Raw genomic sequence first — 21,699 nt, forward strand, 5'->3', positions numbered from 1 at the left:
AAAGCGAGTCTAGTTCGTTCGCTTTTTATATAGTTTTACCCAATCTGAGAAACCTCTCTCTCATCCTCATACTTCTCTTTCCCTATCGCCTTCATAAATAATAAAATACTACTCATACCAACGATAAAGTACAGAACACTCATGCCCCAAGATGCAAGAAATGAGCCTATCATAACACCTAATGCCCCGTTCATTTTTGCTACCTGAAATACCATCCCGTTAATCGCCATATAAGAACCTCTCGCCTCATTCGGCACCATATCTGCCATAATAGATTGACGTACAGGCACATACATCATCTCTCCTACCGTTTGGAAAAGCCCTGCGATTAATAAGATCCATAAACTATTGCTCGTTCCGAGTATTGTAAAGCCAATCGTATAAATGAATAAACCTACATATAAGATTTTCAAATCATTGAAGCGTTTCAGCATTTTAATAAGAAGCGCCGAACATAACACAACTAAAATTGTATTCTCTGCTGAAATCCAGCTCATCATTCGAATACCTGTTAAATCAAACGTAACACCATTCCAAAAGAAAAAGTGCACCGTTTCAAATTCCTTCTGCAAACGTACCCCTAAATAATTATTAACCTGAAACTCTAAAGATAATGTACATATACTTGCTGCACAAAAAATTAAAAACGCTCTATCTTTCATCACGACTTTATAACTATCCGCCATATCTTTTAATACATTTTTCTTCTCTACCGTTTTTCGTGCTACATACACTTCTTCCATATATACTGCCATCACATATAATGTAATAACTGCAATAACTGTTAATCCGATAAACAATTGTAATCTATAGTTCTCAAATAGTAATCCGCCAAATATCGCTCCAATCGCCATGGATAAATTAATTGCCCAGTAGTTAATGCTGTACATCACTTTTCGGTTTTCCGGTGTACTCACATCAATTAACATCGCCTCTGTCGCAGGATTCATAAGTCCAGATCCTAAACTATTCACTAACATAAATATAAATGTTAGCCACGGTGAATCTACATAATCTGAATTCGCAACCCCCATACAAGCGATGGAAATGACTTGTATACTTTGACCGATAATCATCACCTTTTTACGACCGAGCCGATCCCCGACATATCCACCGTATAAACCAATTACTAATGAAGCTATGACATTAATGAGTAATAACGCACCTGCAATCGCACTACCTAACTTTATTGAAAAGTAAATCGCCATAAATGGAAAAATCATCGTGGACACAGCACGTGTTAAAAACGAAGTTATAATTCTAATTTTTATATTTCGATGCATACTCCAAAATCCCATTGTTCCCCCTCCTTATGCTTACTTATTTTACTTTGAAAAAGAGGAAGAAAAAGGTTAGAATATTCTAAAGAGTTTCCCCTTTTATTATAGAAGGAAGTGTATATATGAAAATTATGGACTATTACATTAGACTAAGACTACATGCACAAGATCAACAACATATCCGAAATAGCTTACAAGAATTAGCGGATGTTTTATATTGCAGTACGAAAAACGTAAAAATTTTATTAAAGAAAATGAGCGAGGAGCGATTCATTCACTGGACTCCCGGGAGGGGCCGCGGGAATAAAACGGAAATTCTATTTATACATAGTCTCGTAGAAGCGATTGAATCCTACACAGATGAACTGTTAGCGCAAGAAAAATTAAAAGATATCTTTCTTCTTTTAAAAGAACCCCTACCTCTTGCACTTCAAAAAAAGATAGAAAATAAACTACATCATCATTTTGGATACGAACCTTCAAATGATATGTACGACATATTAAAAATTCCTATATCGAGAAAGATATTCCCATTAGATCCGGCCTTTGTCGCTGTAACTACAGAGAGCCATCTTACGAGTCAAATTTTTGACACGTTAGTCGTTTATAACGATGTTACTGAAAAGATGGAACCACACATTGCACATACGTGGGAATTAAGTGAAGACGGACTTACGTGGACCTTTTATTTACGAAAGGATATACATTTTCATAACGAAACAGTTTTAACTTCTAAAGATGTACAATTTTCATTTGAACGATTAAAGCAAGTTCACTCTCCTTTCGAATGGTTAACAGAAGAAATTGTTCAAATTGAAACACCATCACCACTGCAAATTCGATTCCATTTAGCAAAACCCAACTTTTTTTTCTTACACTATGTAAGTTCCATGCAATTAGCAATTTTGCCACGTGATGCTAGTATTCAAAATCATCATTATATAGGTACTGGACCTTTCAAACTTGCTCATTACTCTGAAGACAATATCGTACTCGAAGCGTTCACCCATTATTTTAAAGAGCGCGCGTTATTAGACCGTATTGAATTTTGGGGTATTCCTGATCATGTGCAAATCGCTGCTGATTATGAACTACCAAATGAAGAGGAAAATGAAAGACATGATATACAAATAGAAGAAATAGGTTGTATTTATGCTAGCTTCAACTTTACAAAACCTGGTCCTCATCACGACATGTACTTTCGAAAAGCTTGGAGAGAAATATATGACGTTGAAACGATACTTCATAGCATAGATGGCCGACGAACAATTGCCGCATCAAGCTTTTTCCCTGAAAGAAGCCGCCAAGTTGCTAAAAGGTCCTACTCTTTAGAAAAAGCGAAAGAGTATTTAAAAAAGAGCACCTATAATGGAGAAACAATACATATTTACTTCTTCGCATTTAAAGATAGTGCAAATGACGCATATTTCCTAAAGGAACGTTGTGAACAATTAGGAATACACGTAGAGCTTCACCCATTTCTCGTTTCAGATTATATGGATCATTCTATCGATAAGCACGCCGATATTATTTTCATGGGAGAAGTATTTGCTGCTGATCATGAACTTGCATTCTTAAATGTATTTAAAAATAAAAGTTGCTTCGTAAATCGGTTCATGGACCCGCACTATGAAAACCAAATTAACTGTTTACTTGATACCTTTTTATTAGAAGAAAATAAAGAGAAGCGCTATGAACTCATGTATGAAATCGAAGAGTTTTTACAAGCAGAACACATCATTTTATTTAACTATCACGTTTTAAAAAGAAAAACATACCCGTCTTCTTTAAAAAACGTAACAATTGATTCATTCGGCTGGGCAAATTTTGCGAAGTTATGGATACAGCCATCCATGTCTTAAAATGTGAGTCATTATAAAGTGAAACTTTAATCAGTGGGGGTTTTTTTCATCCCCACTGCCCATTAATGCGGGATAAAAGGAGAGGAACCATGAAACGCACCCTAGAAAAAAGACTTTCCTATCTATACACAGGTGAGTTATTTTCAGTCATTACTTTTATTTTCACAAGCTACTTACTTAATTATGCTTATCCTACGTTACATTTATATTCCCTATATTCTTTTTGGGTCTCATTTCTTCTTTTAGAGTTTATCTTATTACAAGGAACACTTTACTGGTACGTAAAGTGGAAACGACTAAAAAAAGAGAAAACATCTGTTACACCTATTAGGGTGATTCAATATTTAAAAATACTTAAAAAGATAAATATAGCATTCGTTATCACAGGAGTTATTACGTTTACTATTGATTTTGTAATTTGGTATCCACACTTACCTTTAGGTGGGCTATCATTCACTCTATTTATTTATATTTTTGCATTACTTGAGTACATTAACTATTATCACACTCAGCTTTCATACGATAACATTTCTGATATTAAACGTTTAATCAAATCAAAAAAACTAAAACAGTCCTGTATAAGTAAAGACTTTCAACGTATTTCATAAAAGAGAAGGTACTACATCCCTAGTAGCACCTTCTTCACATACAGATACAAAATATTATTTAATTACTCCATCTAAGTGATCTTTCAAGTTCAATAAATATTGTTCAATATCCGGATTCTTCACCACATCATAACAAGCAAAGCTCTTTAACGGACTCATGCCAAGAAACTTTTGCACGCGGTGTAAGTGGCTAAGCGCTGACTCTAAACTTTCCCCTTCAAAGAACTTCGTCTTATCTCCAAATGCTTTCTCCGGTGCGTTCCAAGTTGTAGAAAACATATACGCTTTCTCTTTTAATAAACCACCTGTTCCATATTCATCAGCACCTTTAAAGAACAAACCGTATTCATATACTTCATCCATATACGTTTTAAATAACCCTGGTACACTAAACCAGTAAATCGGCGTTTGATAAATTACAACATCAGCCCATAAAAACTTCTCTTGTTCTTCTTTAATACTATAACCATCTTGAATCGTTGTTGTTTTCACATGGTTCTTCTCACTTAATACCGTTACCATATAATCAACTAACGTTCTATTTAAACGTCCTTCTTTCGTACCGTATTTTTCATGTCCATTTATAATGAATATATTTTTCATCGCTTTTCTCTCCCCTATATAATTTACTCTTCAGCTATTAACCCAAGTTGTTGTTTCAGCGTAAGATTATCTTCTAAATGCCAGTCTTCCGTTATCTTTCCGTCTTCCACATGTAAAATATCAATTGCAAAAAAATTGATTTTCTTATCCTTATGAGTGCCTGTAAAAGAAAGACGAGCTGTTACTTTATCCCCAACGACTAATAAATCTTCAATCTCGCAATGTATATTAGGAACAACTTTACGAAAGTTTTGTGCCGCAAACTTTAATCCTTCCGTGCCTTGTGGTCGCCCTTTCGGCAATGTATTATCGAAAAATTTTTCAGTAACAGTCTGCGGAATAAGTTCCTCTTTACCTGTATCCCAAAATGCATAAAAACGCTGCGCTGCATGAACCATCTCTGTCGCTTCTTTTTTACTTAGTGAGGGATCAATTGTCATTGCTTTTGGCTTGGGCATTTCTTTTAATAACTGGACTTCCGTTTTTTCTTCCACGCCGCATGCTACAAGTGCAATGCAAACAACAAACAAACTAAGAAATCCAACCAACTTTTTTATCCCCATGAAAATCACCTCCTCCTCATCTTAACCCCTTTGTATTTCGTATTGCTATTGTATATGCACTAACTTCCTTTATGGAAGTAGTGATATTTTTTTCATATAGTTACCAAAAGTATAGTTTTGTGATACTATAAAGCAAATTCATTCAAAAAATTTTTATGGAGGCTAGTTCCATGAACAATATAGATTCAGTTGAATTAACGAAAGGTTTACCTGGCATACCTTGTCCTATCGCTAAAACGCTTGATGTAATTCGTACAAAATGGACGTTTTTAATCATTCGCGACCTTCTTATCGAAGGAACATTGCGCTTTAGTGATTTACAAAAATCAATGGACGGGATTAGTCCGAAAACATTATCGCTTCGACTAAAAGAACTAGAGTCTCAAGGGATTATAACGAGAAAAGTATATCCAGAAGTTCCGCCTCGTGTAGAGTACACATTAACGGATAAAGGAAAGCAATTAGAGGGGATTTTCATTGAATTAAAACGATTTGGATTAAGTTTATAAAGTGAAACTTTAATCAGCCCTCACCAATCGGACTTTAATGGGTAGCCCGACCCCCACCTAACTTCTTTGCTTTCACTGAATTTTGAGGTGGGGGTCTTACTGCCCATTAAAGCGGGATAAAACAAAAACCCCTTACCGTCGTAAGGGGTTTTATTACTTTGCAAAACTTTCAGCTAGCTGTTTCTCTCTCCACATAAATGTAATGCCGAGACCAACTATTAAAACAACTCCTGAAAATGCATATGGATAATGAATATTCATATCAAATAATATTCCGCCCATCGCTGGACCTGCGATATTTCCTAAACTCGTATAAGTCGAGTTCATACCAGCAACGAATCCTTGCTCTTTTCCGGCTGCTTTTGATAAAAACGTCGTTAAAGCTGGACGAAGTAAATCAAATGCTAAGAAAATAAAACAAGTAACAAGAAGTACAATCCAATAATTAAAGACTACAGTTGAAACGAACGCTAATACTGCACCTACAATTAAACATATTTGAATCAGCACTTTTTCACCGAACATGTCGACCAATTTACCAAACATAAATACTTGCACAACTACCCCAAAGATGGAGCTAATCGTAATAATTGCAGCAATATCTTTCGGTGTGAACCCAAACTTATGATCAGAAAATAGACTAAACACAGTTTCATACGCTGATAATCCGAATGCGAGTACAAATACGATAATAAATGCAATTGCATACATTGGATGTAATGATTTCTTTAAATCACCAATAAAACTCGATTCTTTCGTATTAGCAGAAATCTCTGCAAGCTCTTCCTTCGTTAACGGCTCTTTCAAAATAAAAATCGAAATTACACATGCTATAAAGGCAATTGCTGCTGCAACGAAGAATGGCACACGTATACCGTATTCTGCAATAAATCCGCCAATTCCAGGCCCTATAATAAATCCAGTACTAATTGCCGCAGATAAATATCCCATCGCCTTTGGACGTTCTTGCATAGAGGTAATATCCGCAACATATGCCGTAACACCAGGCATAATAAACGCAGCACTAATTCCGCCTAACACTCGTGCTGCATAAAGCATCCACACATCTTTTCCTAATCCAAAAAGAAGTTCTGAAACACCAAAAATAAATAATCCAATGATGATCATTTTCTTCCTACCGTAAAGATCGACCCACCGGCCTGTAATAGGTGACGTAATGAGCTGAGCCATTGCAAACACTGCAACGAGATATCCCATCGTCTTCCCTGTTAAACTCATGTCATTCATAAAGGACGGCATAACCGGAATGATTAATCCAATCCCTAAAAAAGCGATAAATATATTACTCAAAAGAATGACCAATACCATCTTTTGTTCTTTTATCGGTTTCTTCACTTTTTAACACCTCTTCCCGTAAGTTCCTCAAAAAAATAATGCCCAAGAAGCTTTTTCTTTATCCTTCTATTTGTGGGCTAATCATGAGTAGAGATGCCTCCACTCATTAGAATTTCACACTATCCTTCCACACATACATAAGCATTAGGTGAATGACTATCATTCAGTTTTCCTCAAAAATGAACCTACCTTTTCAGACAGGTTCATCTTACTATTTCTTTATATGTAGTGCATGTGTTAAAAAATCTAGTACTTCTGCCTTTTGTAGCTCGACTTGCTCTTCATCTTTATGATCATATAAATAAACTTGTTCCGCTGCTGATTCAACAAGAGCGATAAATAACTTCGCTGTTCGCTCTGCGTGAACCGAACCACGAATTTCACCAGCTTCTTTCGCCTCATTTAAAAACTCGCTTAGCCACATATAAAGAGGCTCATACACAGCTTCCCATTCTTTTATATGTTCTGTAGATGCAAGACCCGCATACATTAAAGCTTGTATTTCACGATATTCAGCTATGAAGTTAAATACCGCATCTATCACTTGCTTAACTTTACTTGAGAAAGGCGCATCGTTTTGCACTTTTTCTTTCACTGCAAGTATCATCTTTTCAACCATCACTTCTGCTATTGCAGGCATAACAGATAACTTAGAAGGAAAATATAAATAGAAAGTTCCTTGTGCAATGCCAGCTAATTTTACGATATCAGAAATCTTCGTTTTTTCAACGCCCTTTTCCTGAAACACTTCAATAGCTGCATAGACAATTTTCTCTTTTTTATTCATCATCTAAACCCTTTCAAACACGTATTGAATGACTGTCACTCATTTTATAAAATAACTAGCTGTACTGTCAATTATCGTGCACTTTTTACAATAAAAATCTCCTAACGACTTGTTAGGAGATACAATATATTTTTACGAAAGAGCCTTTAATCCTGTCACTCCGCATACAATAAGGGCCACACTAATGATACGTGCTTTACTTTTCGACTCACCAAACAGGAACATGTTTAATAAAACGGCACCTGCCGTTCCAATACCAATCCAAACCGCATACGCGACACTTACTTGTAAGAATAAGAAAGATGTATACAAGAATGCGAAGGATGTAGCAAATCCACCTATATAAATCGCGCCATTTGCTAATGTTTTATCTTTACTATACATTTTCAGACCGATCACACCAACTATTTCACTAATTGCAGCACAAAATACGAAAAACCAACCCATCTTTAAGCAGCTCCTTCCACAGTTTCTTCTTTATTATCAGCTAGCTTTAAACCGATAACGCCAGCTACAACCATCACGATAAAGAATAACTTTCCTACACTGAAACTTCCGCCAAAAAGGAATACATCCATTAAGAAAGTCCCTACCGTACCAGCTCCGGCAAAAATAGCATATACAGTTCCTGTCGCAAGATGTTCACATGCTTTAGAAAGGAAGTAAAAATCAACAGCGATAACGCCTAAAATAATAATCCAATGCCACCAAGTATCGGCCGTATTAAAACCAAACACCCAAAAAATTTCGAAGATACATGTTAATATGACATATAACCAAGCTCTATTTTTCATACCTCTCACCTCTTATGACTGACTATCAGTCATTTTTGTTTTAAAAAAATATTCCTTTACATCACTACTTATATATAAAACAACTATCATCCTCATTTACCATTATATTTGTTCCATTTCCAAGCAAATTATATCCTGTCACATAAAAATGACTGAATGTCATTCATAAATATTGTACATGAATATTTTAAGAACTGTCAATGCCGAAAGATTATTTTAAAATTTCTTTCATCCGATTTGTATATTCCCTAATAATCTGTCAATACTGCTAGTAACATAATATTTTCTCCACTCCCCCTTGGAGAGATCCCTTTAATAGAGCAGTTAGCGTTTGCTAGCTGCTCTTTTTTATTTGCCAACACACTGTGAGATTAAATCCATTTTTATCATATATATATTTTCTATTTATTTTCCAAAGAGGCTTTGTATGCAATAATTTTATTCTCCAGCATCTTTTCTGTAATGGCTAAGTTTTCTCTTTGCATCTGAATAGATTTCCTATGATCTTCTAGGAGCTGTAAACGAGCTTCGGTTGTATGCTCTCCTTCTAAATATAACCTAGCATATTCTCTAATTTTCGCTATTGGCATTTGCGTTTGTTTTAATTTCATGACAAACTGCAACCACTTTATATGTGACTCTTCATAAAGTCGATTCCCATTTGTATCGCGATTTGCAATTAATATATTTTCCTTTTCATAATAACGTAATGTATGTGTACTCACTCCTATTAATTTAGCCACCTCGCTAATTGTGTACATACTCTAACTCCCTCCACATGCTTATCCTCATATATTTTATAGCCTTATCAAATTGATAAAAAACATTTGACTTAGAGTATACTCTAACAAATAAAATCTAACCATAATACATTTATTTGAACTTAGGGGGATTTTATATGAAATACACTGTTATTACTGGCGCTAGTTCTGGAATTGGCTATGAATCGGCTTTAGCCTTTGCATCTCGTGGAAAGAACTTAATACTTGTCGCTCGAAGACAAGAAGAATTAGACGGATTAAAATTAAAAATTAACGAAATGAATCCAGAATTGGATGTTGTTATTCGAAGAACTGATTTATCTATCACGGAAAATGTTTATAAGCTTTATGAAGGCTTACAATCTTTTCAAATTGAAACGTGGATTAACAACGCAGGTTTTGGTAATTTCGCCTCAATTGCTGAACAAAATTTAAATAAAATTGAAACGATGTTACATGTAAATATAGAAGCACTAACAATACTCTCTTCTCTTTTCGTTCGAGATTATTCAATGGTTGATGGCACACAACTTATTAACGTTTCATCAGGCGGTGGATACACAATTGTTGCTGATGCTGTTACGTATTGCGCTACGAAATTTTATGTAAGTGCATTTACAGAAGGTTTATCTCATGAATTGAAAGAACAAGGTGCAAAACTGCAAGCAAAGGTTTTAGCACCTGGTGCAACTGAAACAGAATTTGCAAAACGTTCATTTGATATTGATGAATTCCAATACGATACTGTTGTACCGAAATTCCACACTGCAAAACAAATGGCACAATTTATGCTTGATCTTTATGACAGTGATAAAGTTGTAGGGCTTGTCGATGGTTTTACTTATAACTATGAGCTTAAAAATCCCATTTTTAATTTTGCAGTTAGAAAAACGAATTCAAGTTCTTAATTCCCCTAAAATATAGATGCCCACTATTACGTAAATAATAGTGGGCCTTTTTTCTCTCTGAAAATTTCACCCAACATACCGAATCATCGCCACCTCATCACAATAATCAACCTTTGGGCAATGTCTACAATCAATCCATACTTTCTCTGGTAACGCCTCTCTATTCACAAAATCAAACCCGCACTTTTGAAAAAATTCCGTTTCATATGTTAAAGAAATGACTCTACTCACTTTTATTTTCGCTGCCTCATTTATTACATGATTCACTAACATACGCCCGATTCCTTTCCCTGCATATGTATGCGAAACGACTAATGACCGAACTTCTGCAAGATCCTCCCCTAACACATGTAAACCAGCAACTCCAACAATTTCTTCCCCTTCTTTCATAACATATAAACATTGTAAATATTGATAGAGAGACAAAAGCGAACGCGGTAAAACAACTCCCTCTTTTGCATAAACTTCAATGAGACTATAAATTTCTTTCACATCACTCGTAACCGCATTAAAGATTTTCATATTTTATCCCCTTGCCCCTAATATTAATATTTATAACCAAAAATGAATTTTAATACATAATTTTATATAATAATACATCTCTCTTTTCTCCCCGTCAATCACTTTATACAAACAAAAAACCGAGCAATCTAATCGATGCTCGGTTCCTCATTTCGTATCGGTAATACTGTTGAATATTTAATTTCACGAAGTGCTAAACTCGTCTGTATCCTTGTAATCCCAAGCTTATTCAGCTTTCTAATAAACTGTTCCAGCTCTTTACGATCACGATTTGCAACCTTTAATAAATAATCATACTCTCCTGTTAAACAGTGACATTCTAACACTTCAGGCATCGATTCTAATTGTTTTTCCAACACGTCAAGTTTATCCGATTGATGAATATTTGTACTCATAAAAATGAAGCATAACAAATCAAAACCAAGCTTTTCTTGATTTAAAATGGCTACTTGCTTATCAATGAACCCTTCTCCATCTAATCTTTTTATTCTCGCATGCATCGCAGCTGGTGATAAATTAACGCGTCGCGCAAGCTCTGCATTACTTACTTGTGACTCCTTCTGCAATATATCTAAAATTTGTACATCTAAATCATCTAACACTTTAATAACTGACGACTCCATCAAAATCCCCCCTTTTTATTACCGATGATTATTCGAAAAAACACCTTATAATCTAAATAAAACTGAACATATTTCCGTAAATACCATTCAAAACAAAACATCTTATCGACTTTTTTTCATTATACAAAAGAATATATTACATAATAAAGAAAAATGCTAAAATTATTTACAATTCACATTGATTACAACAAAGGGGATTTTAGTATGCCTTATTTTTATGTCTTTTTACTATTACTAACGAGCTTATTATGGGGAGGAAATTTCGTCGTTGGAAAATCGCTCGTTGATCACGCGTCTCCGATGACACTTACAAGTTTAAGATGGATGATTGCGATTGTTTGTTTATTACCGATGGTTTGGTTTAAAGAAAAGAAAATCATTCCACCTCGTGCTGCCATACTTCCGTTACTACTAATGGGGATTTCAGGGGTCGCTCTTTTTAACATCTTTCAATTTCTAGCACTAGAAAAAACATCCGCAACGAATGTAGGGCTTATTTCTACATTAAATGCGATTTCCATTGCACTATTTTCAGTATTATTTCTAAAAGAAAAGGTAAATACACTTCAAATTCTATCCATGATTCTTTCATTCTTTGGGGTTATTCTTGTCCTATTAAAAGGTAACTTTGCACTTTTATTTTCACTACATTTTAATAGCGGCGATTTATGGATGCTTGCGGCTGTTTGTATTTGGGGCATGTATTCTGTTTGCAGTAAATGGGCAACAAAAACAACTACACCGCTCATGGCAACATTATACTCTGGTATTTTCGGTGTTATTTTATTACTGCCATTTAATATTGGGAGCTTCACTGTTACAAATATAAATACTTCCTTCATCACATCCCTTTTATATACAGGGCTTATTTCTACCGTGCTTTGTATGGTATTTTGGAATATTGGCGTACAAAAATTAGGAGCTACGACATCCGGTATTTTTCTAAACTTCAATCCGATTTTCACAGCTATTTTAGCATTCCTTTTCCTCGGTGAAGAACTAACGTGGATACAAATTTTCGGGACAATAATCGTTGTGACAGGATGTTATTTATTTTCCCATTTCAAAACGGCTACTGTTCAGCCAACTAGAACTTTAATGCGGAAACATTCTTAACAAAAAATGTCGCCACCAAAGTGGCGATATTTTTATTTACCTTTCATTTCTTTCACATACTGCTTTTCTTCTTCTGGCGATAAACGTTCTGTTGCCTTTCCAGTATCACCACCTTGAATTTCCCACAAAAAGTTATGCTCCTCGACCGTTTGTGAAAAATCCCCTTTCTCCCAGCGCTCTAAAGTGGCAAGTAACTTTGATTTATATTTAAAATTTGTACTACTTTCTACTGCCTTCTTGGCACTAACAATTTCCTTATTTGTCATTTCAATAAATCCCCATTTTTCAGAGGATTTTACTTTTTGATGTACCATCCTATGCATGGTAGAAATAATTTCATCCTCACTAAATTGTGGCTTCTCTTCCGCAACTTTCTTGTCCTGTTGGCTCATCACTTTTTGTGTTTTAAGACTCTTCTCCTCTTCCTCTATATAATTAAGAAGTTTAGTAACACCGAATACAGCTCCTATCGCAATTACAATCATTGTAATTGCCCCTATTATCCATTTTTTCATATTATGTACTCCCCATTCCCCTAATAATCACATAAACAAATGGAATCGCCTGCGCACAGCCGATTCCATTTGTTTCCTTATTTCATTTTAAACCTTCATCGCTTCTCGTACAATATAACTATCCACATATTGCTTGAATTTTATGATTTTTCCATTCTCCAGTTGCCATACGTGAACGAAATCTGCTTCAAATGATTTTCCCGTTTCTTTATAAACTCCTGAATAAACACCTTCAGCAATAATTACATCTTTTCCGTTTACTTCGTGGTACATATTTACACTCGCTTTATAATCATCCCATTCTGATCCTAATCGGCTAAATACATTTTCCATTATTGCTTCCAAACCTATATAAGTTCCCCCATACGGGAATCCTTCTGCCTCTGTCCATTCTACTTTTTCAGAGAGGGCTTCTGCTAAATGTTTAGCATTCGAAGAAGATGATCCTTCATATGTACTTCGAATCATTTCTAAATTTGATTTAGGCATGTTACTTCCTCCCGTTTTATTTTTTACACAAGTTGTAACTGAAATCGTTACAACTTGTGTAAAAAAATATTTATATTGCTTTATCCTTAACTCATTAGTTGTAATCATTATAGTTACATTAATGATTCAAGTCAACAATTTATAAATAAGTTTACTTCGTTTTCATTACTTTCTCTTTTAAGAAACGATCTACATATCCTTCTGCTTTTACAACGAATAAATACGCACCCATTGCTAGTAATGCAAGATCTAATTCATATCCTGGATTCTTTCCATCTCCTAATAAACCTGCTGCTCCATTTACCTTGACAATAGCTCCAGCTAAAATAAGTGCAAATAACAATCCTACATATTTTACGCCTAAACCGATAATTAATAAGATGCCACCAACTAATTCCACAGTCGCCACGCCATACGCAAGACCACCCGGTAAGCCGATACTTGTAAACCATCCTGCTACGTTATCAATACCTGATTGAAACTTCGCTAAACCGTGTGCAAAGAATGTCACTCCTAACACGATGCGAATAATTAAATTCCCAATATGTTGATTCATTTTGAACTCTCCTTTTTGTTTTGTTATGGTGAACTTTTATTTACAAGTCAAAACAATACGGTATTTCATTTCATTCGTCAAATACTTTTTTTAAGAAAACAAAAAACATTATCCCATTTACGGATAATGTTTTCCTACAAAATAGCGCTAATTCAAGCTTTTACTCTATCACACAAAAAAGTTGAAACATTTTCCCAGCGCCAACATAAGACAATAAAGACAAGTCCTCTTCGACAACCATTCCAACAACATTCACTTTTTCATCTTGAGGCAAATCCTGTACAACAACTTGCATCTCTCCTGCATATCTACCGTACAATTCATTATCAATTGTAATGCTGCCTTTCTTTCTTGCAATTGTATGCATCGGCTGTAACACGACTTTATTTTCTTCTCGTGATTCTACAGAGCGAATAACATCACGAGCTGGATCTAGTCTATTTGTATGCACTTGTTCTACCATTTTTAATACTTCACTTTTCTCTATCAATGGCTCATACCGCAGCGGAATAATTCCTCTACTCGCACTCGCTATCTCTTGTACACTTTCTATACTTCCGCTTATATCTCCGATTAACACCTTATCGACACCACAATCTTGTACAAGTTCTAAGTACGCTTCAAGCGGGCGCATATTACGGTGCTTTTCTAACGTCGGTAAGCCTTCATATAGCGGACCACGTTTTTCACCATCTCCCGGAATAAATGCCATCGTTTTTATTCCGCACTCATGTAAGTATTCGTTTTGTTTTTGTAAGAAAGACTTTGCTAGTCCTGTTTCTGGACGCGGATAAAAATTATGCCATGCTTCAACATTCTCTACCTGTATCTTTTCAGTGATTAGCTCTTTCCAAAATGAATCCGTAATCGTACTCGCATTTAAAGCTACTTTCATTTTATGAGATACGCGTGCGATTTCTTTCGGTGTGATGCCATAGTCCATTCGTAAACCAGTAATGCCCCAGTTTACTAACTCTTCGACATTTTCGTACGTCATACCTAAATGGTGTAACGATTTTGGAGAAACATCAACCATTAATTCCATTTTATTTTCGAGAGCTTGCTTCCCAAGTATTTGAATTAACTCTTTATACGTATTTGGATCATCCTCTGGTATATGAAGTGATGTAAAAATAGATGAAAACCCGTTTTCCTTCGCTACTTTTAGCCACTCTTCTTGTTTCTTTACTCGTTCTTTTGCAAGATAAATTGAAACTCCTATCATATGAATCTCCCTTTCTATGAATCGAAAAAGAGAAAGGAATCCCTTTCTCTATATGTTTTCTGCCATTTCTTCTTTGAATCCGAAGAAGTACGTAAAGATGAATCCGAAAGTATATGCCACTACTAATCCAAGGAAATATAATAAATATTTATTATCAGCAATTAACGGAATTAATGATAATCCTGATACGCCAATTCCGAGTGCAGCTGTTTTCATAACTGCTTGGAATGCACCGCCAACTGCTGCTCCTAAACAAGCTGTAAGAAACGGTTTCCCAAGTGGTAATGTAACCCCGTATAATAACGGTTCGCCGATTCCTAAAAACCCAACTGGTAATGCACCTTTAATTACGTTACGAAGTCGTTTGTTTTTTGTTTTTACAAAAATCGCAATCGCTGCTCCTACTTGCCCAGCTCCAGCCATTGCTAGTACTGGTAATAAAGGCGTTACGTGCGTTTGATTAATAAACTCCATATGAATTGGTGTTAAACCGTGATGTAATCCGACCATAACGAGCGGTAAAAATGTTCCAGCAAGCACTGCTCCTGCAAACGCTCCGCCAATACTTAAAATACCGTTAATCCCGCTTGTAATTCCTTCAGATAAGAAACCTGCTACCGGCTGAATCGCTAACATCGTTACGATACTTACTACTAATACAGTAATGAGTGGTGTCACGATAATATCAACTGCATTTGGCACTGCTTTTCGAACTTGTCTTTCCACTACAACCATAAGCCACGCTGCAAAAATAACTGCAAACAATCCGCCCCGTCCGGGTACGAGCGCTTCACCGAATAATTTCACATTCGCCATCGCTGGGTTAAAAATTAAAATACCAGCAATTGCCCCAAGAACTGGTGTCCCGCCAAATTCTTTCGCTGTATTCCAGCCGACTAAAATCCCTAAGAATGTAAAGATACCTCCGCCAATGAGTAGTAACATTTGTAGCCACGTTGCATTCGGATCAGCACCTGCGTTTTTCGCAAAGTTAGCGACCCCGTTTATAATTCCTGATGCAACAAGGCCCGGAATTAACGGAATAAAAATACTTCCTATTTTTCGTAAAAAGTTTTTCACTGGCGTATTATTTTTCTTCTTCCTCTCTGACTTCATCTCTTGCCCAAGATCTTCAAGGTGATGATCTGCCACCTCACCAATTCGCAGTCCCGTTAAACCTTCCATTTCAGCTGCTACTTTATTTACTGTCCCTGGCCCAACAACAACTTGAAGCGTCTCATCTTCAATAACGCCCATAACCCCTTCAACCTTTTTCAAAAGGTCCATATTCACTTTACTTTCATCATGAAGCGTTAATCGTAGTCTTGTCATACAATGAGCAATGCCACGAATATTCTTTACTCCCCCAAGTTGCTCTGAAATTTCTCTGGCCATTCTCTCTTCTTTCTTCATAATAGAATCCCCCTCCCTATTATTTTATAATGCCTTCTTCACAAACCCTTTCGCTTCTTTTAATTTTCCCAGTGCTTCCCCATACTCACACTGCAATAACACCATAACAATCGCAGCTTTCACATTACGTTCTGCTTTTTCATAATACTCCGCTGCTACTTCATAACTAATCCCTGTTGCTTCCACAATAATTCGTTTTGATCTTTCTACTAATTTTTCATTTGTGGATTGAACATCTACCATTAAATTTTTATATACTTTCCCAACACCAATCATAGAAGCTGTTGAAATCATATTCAGCACTAATTTTTGCGCTGTACCAGCCTTCAAACGCGTTGAGCCTGTTAAAATTTCTGCGCCTGTTTCTACTTCCACATTTAGTTTTGCATACTTACTTATTTCAGCATTTTTATTACAAGAAATACTAGCTGTACTCGCACCCACGCTAGCAGCGTACTTCAAACCGCCAATTACATAAGGAGTTCTACCACTTGCCGCAATTCCAATCACTGTATCTTTCTCGTTTAATCCAATGCTTTTTAAATCTTCTTCTGCTAACTCTTCGCGGTCTTCGGCACCTTCCACCGCTTTAGTAAACGCTTTCAATCCGCCTGCTATAAATCCTTGCACCATTTTATCATCTGTGCCAAATGTCGGCGGACATTCCACTGCGTCCAAAATGCCTAAACGGCCACTCGTACCAGCCCCAATGTAAATTAATCGGCCCTCATTTTCAAAGGATTTAATGACAATCTGTACAACCTTTTCAATTTCTTCTATTTCATTTTCAACCGCTAACGCAACAGTTCGATCTTCTTCATTCATACTTTGCAACACTTCTTTTATGCTCATCTCATCTAAATTCATCGTCTTCTCATTACGATGTTCTGTCGATAAATTTTCTAACATATTACCACCCGCTTTGAAATTTAATTTCATACTTTTATTATAACTTTAAGAAATTTAAAATCAATATTACTTTATTATTTTATGAAATTTTATTTCTTTTCATGACGAATTTATGTCTGTATGCAAAAAAAGATGGGTTTCCCCATCTTCTCATTTTAGCTTCCGTAATCGTAGAGCTTCTTCTCTTGTCTCCATAAATTGATCCAACACTTTATTACCGATACGATTAAAAGTAATCACATATAAAGCATCAATCATATTGAGTTGTGTCATTCTCGAAGCAATACTCGCAATACGATGATCTTGTTCTACATCTGGCATACAAAGACGAATATCCGCCTCTTTATATAACGGTGATGATTGATCTAGCTTCGTAATTCCGATAACAGTTGCACCTTGTCTCTTCGCATATTGCGCCATTTCAAGTACATCTTTCGTACGACCAGATGTTGAAATCGCAACAAATATATCGCCCTCTTTTAAATTCGTTACAAGCGGCAACATCATATGAAAATCAGATAGCATCATCGCTGTAAATCCAAGTCTTGTGAATTTATAAGCCCCGTCCATCGCCGGAGTAGCTGATCCGCCGACTCCGTAAAATATAATTTTATCTGCATTTACAATACGATCTGCAGCTTTCTCAAGTTCTTTTTTATCTATCGCTGTAACGCTCGCCTCAATTGCAGCTTTATTCACATATGTAACTTTATTAAACAAGTCATACGGTCCATCTTCCGTATTCATCACTGAAAAATCATTAATATTATAATCAGCAATCGTTAATTCACGAACGAGTGCGATTTTAAATGCTTTAAAGCTCCCAATCCCAATCGACTTACAAAAACGAACAACACTCGCTTCACTTGCGCCTGCATTCGTTGACACTTCTTTCGTCGTTAAGTTCGGAACAATCTCTGCATTCCCCATTATGTACATGGCAACCTTCTTTTCAGCTGGTGAAAATTGATCCATATTACTTTCAATTTTAAATAGTAACGTTGAAGCTTTCACTATTTAACCTCCACTTCTTACGGTTGCGTATATTCTCTCATATTATTTGTATCATATAGATAAAAACCATCATCGCCAGGAGGATGGTGAACGATCACAGTTCGATCCCCTTTTTTATATGACGTTATTTCACCTTCAGACTTCTGTTCTTCCCAACCACCTATCCAAATTGCAAAGTCAGGTACAAAAGCAGTGTACTTATAGTCTTTTGGGTTTTCATCTTCTACATAGGAAGAAAAAATAGAAACAGGAAAATCTTTCACCTTTGATTCTTTCCATGCGGTAAATGGTATGCATATTGCAGTAAGTATGATTACACCGATAACCTTCCCCTTCGTAATCTTCATACATTTTCTCCCCTCGACTTATCATATACGTAGATTTTACCATAATTACAACCTATTCACGCCATATGACTATTGCTTTTTCCAATAAAAAAGAGCTTACCTACATCAGATAAGCTCTTCCTCTCTATACAAAATACTTCTTCAAAAGCGGCGGTGTAATAATCGTCGTCAATATAACAACAATAACAATCGCTGTGAAATTTTCTTTCGCTAATAAATTCGCCGCAAGTCCATTCGCTGCGATGATAAGCGCCACTTCTCCACGCGAAACCATCCCCGCACCAATACTAATAGAAGATTGAAGGTTGAATCCTGTTAGTCTTGCTCCTAAACCTGAACCAATTAACTTTGTAAAAATTGCAATAAGCGTCATGATGATAATGAACCAAAGCTGGCTTCCGATACCTTGAAATGTAATTTCCATTCCAATACTTACGAAGAACACTGGCACAAATATCGCATATGCAATCGGTTCAATTTTATGCTCTACTTCGTGCTTATACTCTGTTTGAGAAATGGCAATTCCGGCTGCAAATGCCCCGATAATACCTGCGATCCCCATCATTTCACTGTAATACGAAAATGAGAAACAAATAATAAGAGCTGCACTAATTAACGCTTCTGTTACACGAAGTGGTACGAGCATTTTCATAATCCATGGAACAACTTTCCAAGAGATGAAAACGATACTTACAAAAAAGATAATTTTCTTTGCAATGACAAGCGTTACATTTACATCTTGTGTGCCTAAAAAACTCATCACAAATGCTAATAAAATAACAACAATTACATCATCAAATACAGCTGCACCTAAAATCGTCGTACTTTCTCTCGTATTCATTTTCCCTAAATCTCTTAGTGTTTGAACAGAAATACTAACCGAAGTGGCACAAAGTAATAACCCTAAAAAGATCGCATGCGACTGTAACATTCCAAACGCAAGTCCTGCTAAATATCCACCAAGGAATGGGAAAATAATTCCTCCCATCGCTACTGCGAATGCAGATTTCAAATTCCGATTTAACTCTTCTAAATCTGTTTCAAGTCCTGCCATAAACATGAGTAATAAAACACCAATCTCACTCAGTTCATCGATCAATTCAGAACTATTAATAATACCGAGTACAGCCGGACCGATAATAATACCAACGATTAATTTACCAAGTACAGAAGGCTGGCCAAGCCTAACGCTAATATCACCAGCTAATTTCGTACAAAGTAAAATGACGACAAGTTCAAAATAAAATAACATAACATCTTCTCCTACTTTATAAAGTGAAACTTTAATGAGTGGTTTTGTCACTCTGTTAACCCTCGTCTATTCCTGCCAGTAGTTTCCCCTATTCATTCGCATTTTATTTGTCACATTTTTATTTGACAAAATATTCTGAATTATAATAAAATTAATCCAGCAATTTTAAAAAACTACATACCATAACTGTACCTCCATTTACTTACATACTCTTTTCTAGTGGGCTCATACTATATTCGCAGTTATGGAAATGAAAAAACGGGGGGAGAGTCCAAAATGAAGTCATTATTACGAAAAAAACCGCTTAGTACTGAATCACCACGGCAGTTAGCGAGAACATTAACCGCACTTGATTTAACATTTTTAGGAATTGGCGCCGTGATTGGGACAGGGATCTTTGTGTTAACAGGTATTGTCGCAGCGAAACATTCTGGTCCTGGTATTATGCTATCATTCCTTATTGCTGCATTTACTTGTGCTTGTGTAGCCTTTTGTTATGCAGAATTTGCTTCTTCTATTCCTGTCTCAGGAAGTGTGTATACTTACGCATACATGACAGTCGGAGAAGTCGTCGCCTTCATCGTCGGCTGGTGTTTAATGCTCGAATATTTACTTGCAGTCGCGGCAGTAGCTGTCGGTTGGTCTGGTTATTTACAATCTTTACTACAAGGATTTAACATCCATCTGCCCGCCATAATCGCCTCTGCCCCTGGCGTAGGAAAAGGCGGCATTATCGATTTACCGGCTATTTGTATTTTACTACTCATTACGGGACTTTTAAGTTTTGGTATACGTGAAAGCGCACGTATTAATAATGTTATGGTTCTTATCAAGTTAGCTGTTATTATCGCCTTTATCGTAGCAGGCGCAAAATATGTAAAACCTGAAAATTGGACGCCATTCATTCCGTTCGGATACGACGGTATCATTACTGGAGCTGCCACTGTATTCTTCGCCTTCTTAGGCTTTGATGCAATCGCAACCGCTGCAGAAGAAACGAAAAAACCACAGCGCGATTTACCAATTGGCATTATCGGTTCCCTTCTTATTTGTACTGTTTTATACATGATTGTATCTTTCGTTTTAACAGGTATGGTTCCATATACACAATTAGATGTTTCTGATCCAGTTGCGTTTGCCTTACATTTCGTTGGCGAAGATACAATTGCAGGACTACTCGCTGTTGGAGCAATGACTGGAATGACAACCGTCCTCTTAGTCGTTATGTATGGACAAGTTCGTGTTTCTTATGCGATGAGCCGCGACGGTCTACTTCCAAAAGCGCTAGCACGTGTGAATACTAGAGTAAAAGTCCCTTTATTAAACACGTGGATCACTGGTGTGGTTGCCGCTTTATTAGCAGGACTTTTAGACTTACATTTACTAGCGAATTTAGTAAATATCGGTACGTTAACAGCATTCACATTCGTTTGCTGCGCGGTACTTATTTTACGAAAAACACACCCTGACTTAAAACGTGGATTCCGTGCACCTTTCGTACCCGTATTACCAATTGTCGCGATTCTTTGCTGTTTATATTTAATGATTAATTTGTCTAAAACGACATGGATTAGCTTTATAGCTTGGCTTATAGTCGGCTTATGCTTCTATTTCTTCTACTCTAGAAAACATAGTCATTTAGCTACTGAAAAAACAAATGATGAAGAAAAAAAAGCGTAACAAAATA

General features: G+C 36.1%; 25 protein-coding genes. 6 read left to right on the plus strand and 19 right to left on the minus strand.

The genetic code is table 11. The features are described from left to right. Positions 1-35 precede the first annotated feature (35 nt). Positions 36-1,298 carry an MDR family MFS transporter gene (locus MR113_RS09070; RefSeq protein ID WP_242253677.1) on the minus strand — a complete coding sequence of 421 codons (1,263 nt, stop codon included), beginning with the start codon at positions 1,296-1,298 and terminating at the stop codon, positions 36-38. A gap of 104 nt (positions 1,299-1,402) precedes the next feature. On the opposite strand from MR113_RS09070, the gene MR113_RS09075 reads away from it, so the two are divergent. After that, the gene (locus MR113_RS09075) at positions 1,403-3,142 is read left to right on the plus strand and encodes an SgrR family transcriptional regulator (protein WP_242253679.1); all 1,740 of its coding nucleotides are present in this window, start codon (positions 1,403-1,405) and stop codon (positions 3,140-3,142) included. A gap of 89 nt (positions 3,143-3,231) precedes the next feature. Beyond that, the gene (locus MR113_RS09080) at positions 3,232-3,750 is read left to right on the plus strand and encodes a general stress protein (RefSeq protein WP_242253682.1); all 519 of its coding nucleotides are present in this window, start codon (positions 3,232-3,234) and stop codon (positions 3,748-3,750) included. Positions 3,751-3,804: 54 nt separating this feature from the next. On the opposite strand, the gene MR113_RS09085 is transcribed toward MR113_RS09080, so the two are convergent. Together MR113_RS09085 and MR113_RS09090 are read right to left on the minus strand one after the other, a co-directional pair. Continuing rightward, positions 3,805-4,353 carry an NAD(P)H-dependent oxidoreductase gene (locus MR113_RS09085; protein ID WP_242253684.1) on the minus strand — a complete coding sequence of 183 codons (549 nt, stop codon included), beginning with the start codon at positions 4,351-4,353 and terminating at the stop codon, positions 3,805-3,807. A gap of 23 nt (positions 4,354-4,376) precedes the next feature. Further along, positions 4,377-4,916, minus strand: a complete 540-nt coding sequence (locus MR113_RS09090) for an ester cyclase (protein WP_242253687.1) — start codon at positions 4,914-4,916, stop codon at positions 4,377-4,379. A 170-nt stretch (positions 4,917-5,086) separates the two neighbouring features. On the opposite strand from MR113_RS09090, the gene MR113_RS09095 reads away from it, so the two are divergent. Further along, on the plus strand, positions 5,087-5,425 hold the full coding sequence (locus tag MR113_RS09095) for a winged helix-turn-helix transcriptional regulator (RefSeq protein WP_001059476.1): 339 nt from the start codon (positions 5,087-5,089) through the stop codon (positions 5,423-5,425). Between the two features lie 153 nt (positions 5,426-5,578). Here the strand turns inward: MR113_RS09095 and MR113_RS09100 are convergent, their stop codons facing one another. The 5 genes from MR113_RS09100 to MR113_RS09120 all read right to left on the minus strand — a co-directional run bounded on the left by MR113_RS09100 (position 5,579) and on the right by MR113_RS09120 (position 9,123). Continuing rightward, entirely contained in the window at positions 5,579-6,781 is a 1,203-nt protein-coding gene (locus MR113_RS09100) for an MFS transporter (RefSeq protein ID WP_048545666.1), read from the minus strand. 211 nt (positions 6,782-6,992) lie between these two features. Then, positions 6,993-7,571: a TetR/AcrR family transcriptional regulator gene (locus MR113_RS09105; protein WP_242253689.1), complete on the minus strand. Its 579-nt coding sequence runs from the start codon at positions 7,569-7,571 to the stop codon at positions 6,993-6,995. A gap of 129 nt (positions 7,572-7,700) precedes the next feature. After that, positions 7,701-8,015: a DMT family transporter gene (locus MR113_RS09110; RefSeq protein ID WP_000539670.1), complete on the minus strand. Its 315-nt coding sequence runs from the start codon at positions 8,013-8,015 to the stop codon at positions 7,701-7,703. Between the two features lie 2 nt (positions 8,016-8,017). Continuing rightward, on the minus strand, positions 8,018-8,362 hold the full coding sequence (locus MR113_RS09115; protein ID WP_064473857.1) for a DMT family transporter: 345 nt from the start codon (positions 8,360-8,362) through the stop codon (positions 8,018-8,020). A 401-nt stretch (positions 8,363-8,763) separates the two neighbouring features. After that, positions 8,764-9,123 (minus strand): MerR family transcriptional regulator, encoded by a 360-nt coding sequence (locus MR113_RS09120; RefSeq protein ID WP_242253691.1) that lies wholly within the window; start codon positions 9,121-9,123, stop codon positions 8,764-8,766. A gap of 137 nt (positions 9,124-9,260) precedes the next feature. On the opposite strand from MR113_RS09120, the gene MR113_RS09125 reads away from it, so the two are divergent. Beyond that, complete coding sequence (locus tag MR113_RS09125) at positions 9,261-10,031, plus strand: SDR family NAD(P)-dependent oxidoreductase (RefSeq protein ID WP_242253693.1); 771 nt, start codon at positions 9,261-9,263, stop codon at positions 10,029-10,031. A gap of 66 nt (positions 10,032-10,097) precedes the next feature. On the opposite strand, the gene MR113_RS09130 is transcribed toward MR113_RS09125, so the two are convergent. Next, complete coding sequence (locus tag MR113_RS09130; protein ID WP_097815075.1) at positions 10,098-10,553, minus strand: N-acetyltransferase; 456 nt, start codon at positions 10,551-10,553, stop codon at positions 10,098-10,100. Between the two features lie 128 nt (positions 10,554-10,681). Next, entirely contained in the window at positions 10,682-11,176 is a 495-nt protein-coding gene (locus MR113_RS09135; protein WP_242253694.1) for an Lrp/AsnC family transcriptional regulator, read from the minus strand. A 204-nt stretch (positions 11,177-11,380) separates the two neighbouring features. Here MR113_RS09135 and MR113_RS09140 point away from each other — a divergent pair, with 204 nt between their 5' ends. Further along, positions 11,381-12,292, plus strand: a complete 912-nt coding sequence (locus MR113_RS09140; protein WP_242253696.1) for a DMT family transporter — start codon at positions 11,381-11,383, stop codon at positions 12,290-12,292. 32 nt (positions 12,293-12,324) lie between these two features. Here the strand turns inward: MR113_RS09140 and MR113_RS09145 are convergent, their stop codons facing one another. The 9 genes from MR113_RS09145 to MR113_RS09185 all read right to left on the minus strand — a co-directional run bounded on the left by MR113_RS09145 (position 12,325) and on the right by MR113_RS09185 (position 20,012). After that, positions 12,325-12,807, minus strand: coding sequence for a PRK06770 family protein (locus tag MR113_RS09145; RefSeq protein WP_063263502.1), 483 nt, complete (start codon positions 12,805-12,807; stop codon positions 12,325-12,327). An 87-nt stretch (positions 12,808-12,894) separates the two neighbouring features. Beyond that, positions 12,895-13,296 (minus strand): nuclear transport factor 2 family protein, encoded by a 402-nt coding sequence (locus MR113_RS09150; RefSeq protein WP_242253698.1) that lies wholly within the window; start codon positions 13,294-13,296, stop codon positions 12,895-12,897. A 151-nt stretch (positions 13,297-13,447) separates the two neighbouring features. Next, positions 13,448-13,852: a DoxX family protein gene (locus MR113_RS09155; RefSeq protein ID WP_202321585.1), complete on the minus strand. Its 405-nt coding sequence runs from the start codon at positions 13,850-13,852 to the stop codon at positions 13,448-13,450. Between the two features lie 160 nt (positions 13,853-14,012). Beyond that, positions 14,013-15,077, minus strand: coding sequence for a DUF871 domain-containing protein (locus tag MR113_RS09160; protein WP_242253705.1), 1,065 nt, complete (start codon positions 15,075-15,077; stop codon positions 14,013-14,015). A gap of 48 nt (positions 15,078-15,125) precedes the next feature. Further along, positions 15,126-16,490 carry a PTS transporter subunit EIIC gene (locus MR113_RS09165; protein WP_063263498.1) on the minus strand — a complete coding sequence of 455 codons (1,365 nt, stop codon included), beginning with the start codon at positions 16,488-16,490 and terminating at the stop codon, positions 15,126-15,128. 24 nt (positions 16,491-16,514) lie between these two features. Beyond that, positions 16,515-17,399: an N-acetylmuramic acid 6-phosphate etherase gene (murQ, locus tag MR113_RS09170; protein ID WP_242253707.1), complete on the minus strand. Its 885-nt coding sequence runs from the start codon at positions 17,397-17,399 to the stop codon at positions 16,515-16,517. 150 nt (positions 17,400-17,549) lie between these two features. After that, complete coding sequence (locus tag MR113_RS09175; RefSeq protein ID WP_087979551.1) at positions 17,550-18,413, minus strand: MurR/RpiR family transcriptional regulator; 864 nt, start codon at positions 18,411-18,413, stop codon at positions 17,550-17,552. A gap of 17 nt (positions 18,414-18,430) precedes the next feature. Further along, positions 18,431-18,760, minus strand: a complete 330-nt coding sequence (locus MR113_RS09180; protein WP_242253708.1) for an outer surface protein — start codon at positions 18,758-18,760, stop codon at positions 18,431-18,433. A gap of 124 nt (positions 18,761-18,884) precedes the next feature. Beyond that, complete coding sequence (locus MR113_RS09185; protein ID WP_000899803.1) at positions 18,885-20,012, minus strand: cation:proton antiporter; 1,128 nt, start codon at positions 20,010-20,012, stop codon at positions 18,885-18,887. 276 nt (positions 20,013-20,288) lie between these two features. On the opposite strand from MR113_RS09185, the gene MR113_RS09190 reads away from it, so the two are divergent. Then, a complete protein-coding gene (locus MR113_RS09190; RefSeq protein WP_242253709.1) occupies positions 20,289-21,692 on the plus strand; it encodes a branched-chain amino acid transporter BcaP in 1,404 nt (467 codons plus the stop codon). Positions 21,693-21,699: the final 7 nt, after the last annotated feature.

This window comes from Bacillus cereus group sp. BfR-BA-01379 (genome assembly GCF_022663605.1).
Lineage (GTDB): Bacteria > Bacillota > Bacilli > Bacillales > Bacillaceae_G > Bacillus_A > Bacillus_A mobilis.

Coding starts and splice junctions, on each gene's coding strand:
- MR113_RS09160 (WP_242253705.1), bottom strand. CDS start 15,077: ATGATAGGAGTTTCAATTTATCTTGCAAAAGAACGAGTAAAGAAACAA.
- MR113_RS09140 (WP_242253696.1), top strand. CDS start 11,381: ATGCCTTATTTTTATGTCTTTTTACTATTACTAACGAGCTTATTATGG.
- MR113_RS09110 (WP_000539670.1), bottom strand. CDS start 8,015: ATGGGTTGGTTTTTCGTATTTTGTGCTGCAATTAGTGAAATAGTTGGT.
- MR113_RS09080 (WP_242253682.1), top strand. CDS start 3,232: ATGAAACGCACCCTAGAAAAAAGACTTTCCTATCTATACACAGGTGAG.
- MR113_RS09185 (WP_000899803.1), bottom strand. CDS start 20,012: ATGTTATTTTATTTTGAACTTGTCGTCATTTTACTTTGTACGAAATTA.
- MR113_RS09155 (WP_202321585.1), bottom strand. CDS start 13,852: ATGAATCAACATATTGGGAATTTAATTATTCGCATCGTGTTAGGAGTG.
- MR113_RS09075 (WP_242253679.1), top strand. CDS start 1,403: ATGAAAATTATGGACTATTACATTAGACTAAGACTACATGCACAAGAT.
- MR113_RS09115 (WP_064473857.1), bottom strand. CDS start 8,362: ATGAAAAATAGAGCTTGGTTATATGTCATATTAACATGTATCTTCGAA.
- MR113_RS09120 (WP_242253691.1), bottom strand. CDS start 9,123: ATGTACACAATTAGCGAGGTGGCTAAATTAATAGGAGTGAGTACACAT.
- MR113_RS09150 (WP_242253698.1), bottom strand. CDS start 13,296: ATGCCTAAATCAAATTTAGAAATGATTCGAAGTACATATGAAGGATCA.
- MR113_RS09165 (WP_063263498.1), bottom strand. CDS start 16,490: ATGAAGAAAGAAGAGAGAATGGCCAGAGAAATTTCAGAGCAACTTGGG.
- MR113_RS09070 (WP_242253677.1), bottom strand. CDS start 1,298: ATGGGATTTTGGAGTATGCATCGAAATATAAAAATTAGAATTATAACT.
- MR113_RS09095 (WP_001059476.1), top strand. CDS start 5,087: ATGAACAATATAGATTCAGTTGAATTAACGAAAGGTTTACCTGGCATA.
- MR113_RS09090 (WP_242253687.1), bottom strand. CDS start 4,916: ATGGGGATAAAAAAGTTGGTTGGATTTCTTAGTTTGTTTGTTGTTTGC.
- MR113_RS09105 (WP_242253689.1), bottom strand. CDS start 7,571: ATGATGAATAAAAAAGAGAAAATTGTCTATGCAGCTATTGAAGTGTTT.
- MR113_RS09125 (WP_242253693.1), top strand. CDS start 9,261: ATGAAATACACTGTTATTACTGGCGCTAGTTCTGGAATTGGCTATGAA.
- MR113_RS09135 (WP_242253694.1), bottom strand. CDS start 11,176: ATGGAGTCGTCAGTTATTAAAGTGTTAGATGATTTAGATGTACAAATT.
- MR113_RS09190 (WP_242253709.1), top strand. CDS start 20,289: ATGAAGTCATTATTACGAAAAAAACCGCTTAGTACTGAATCACCACGG.
- MR113_RS09145 (WP_063263502.1), bottom strand. CDS start 12,807: ATGAAAAAATGGATAATAGGGGCAATTACAATGATTGTAATTGCGATA.
- MR113_RS09085 (WP_242253684.1), bottom strand. CDS start 4,353: ATGAAAAATATATTCATTATAAATGGACATGAAAAATACGGTACGAAA.
- MR113_RS09180 (WP_242253708.1), bottom strand. CDS start 18,760: ATGAAGATTACGAAGGGGAAGGTTATCGGTGTAATCATACTTACTGCA.
- MR113_RS09130 (WP_097815075.1), bottom strand. CDS start 10,553: ATGAAAATCTTTAATGCGGTTACGAGTGATGTGAAAGAAATTTATAGT.
- murQ (WP_242253707.1), bottom strand. CDS start 17,399: ATGTTAGAAAATTTATCGACAGAACATCGTAATGAGAAGACGATGAAT.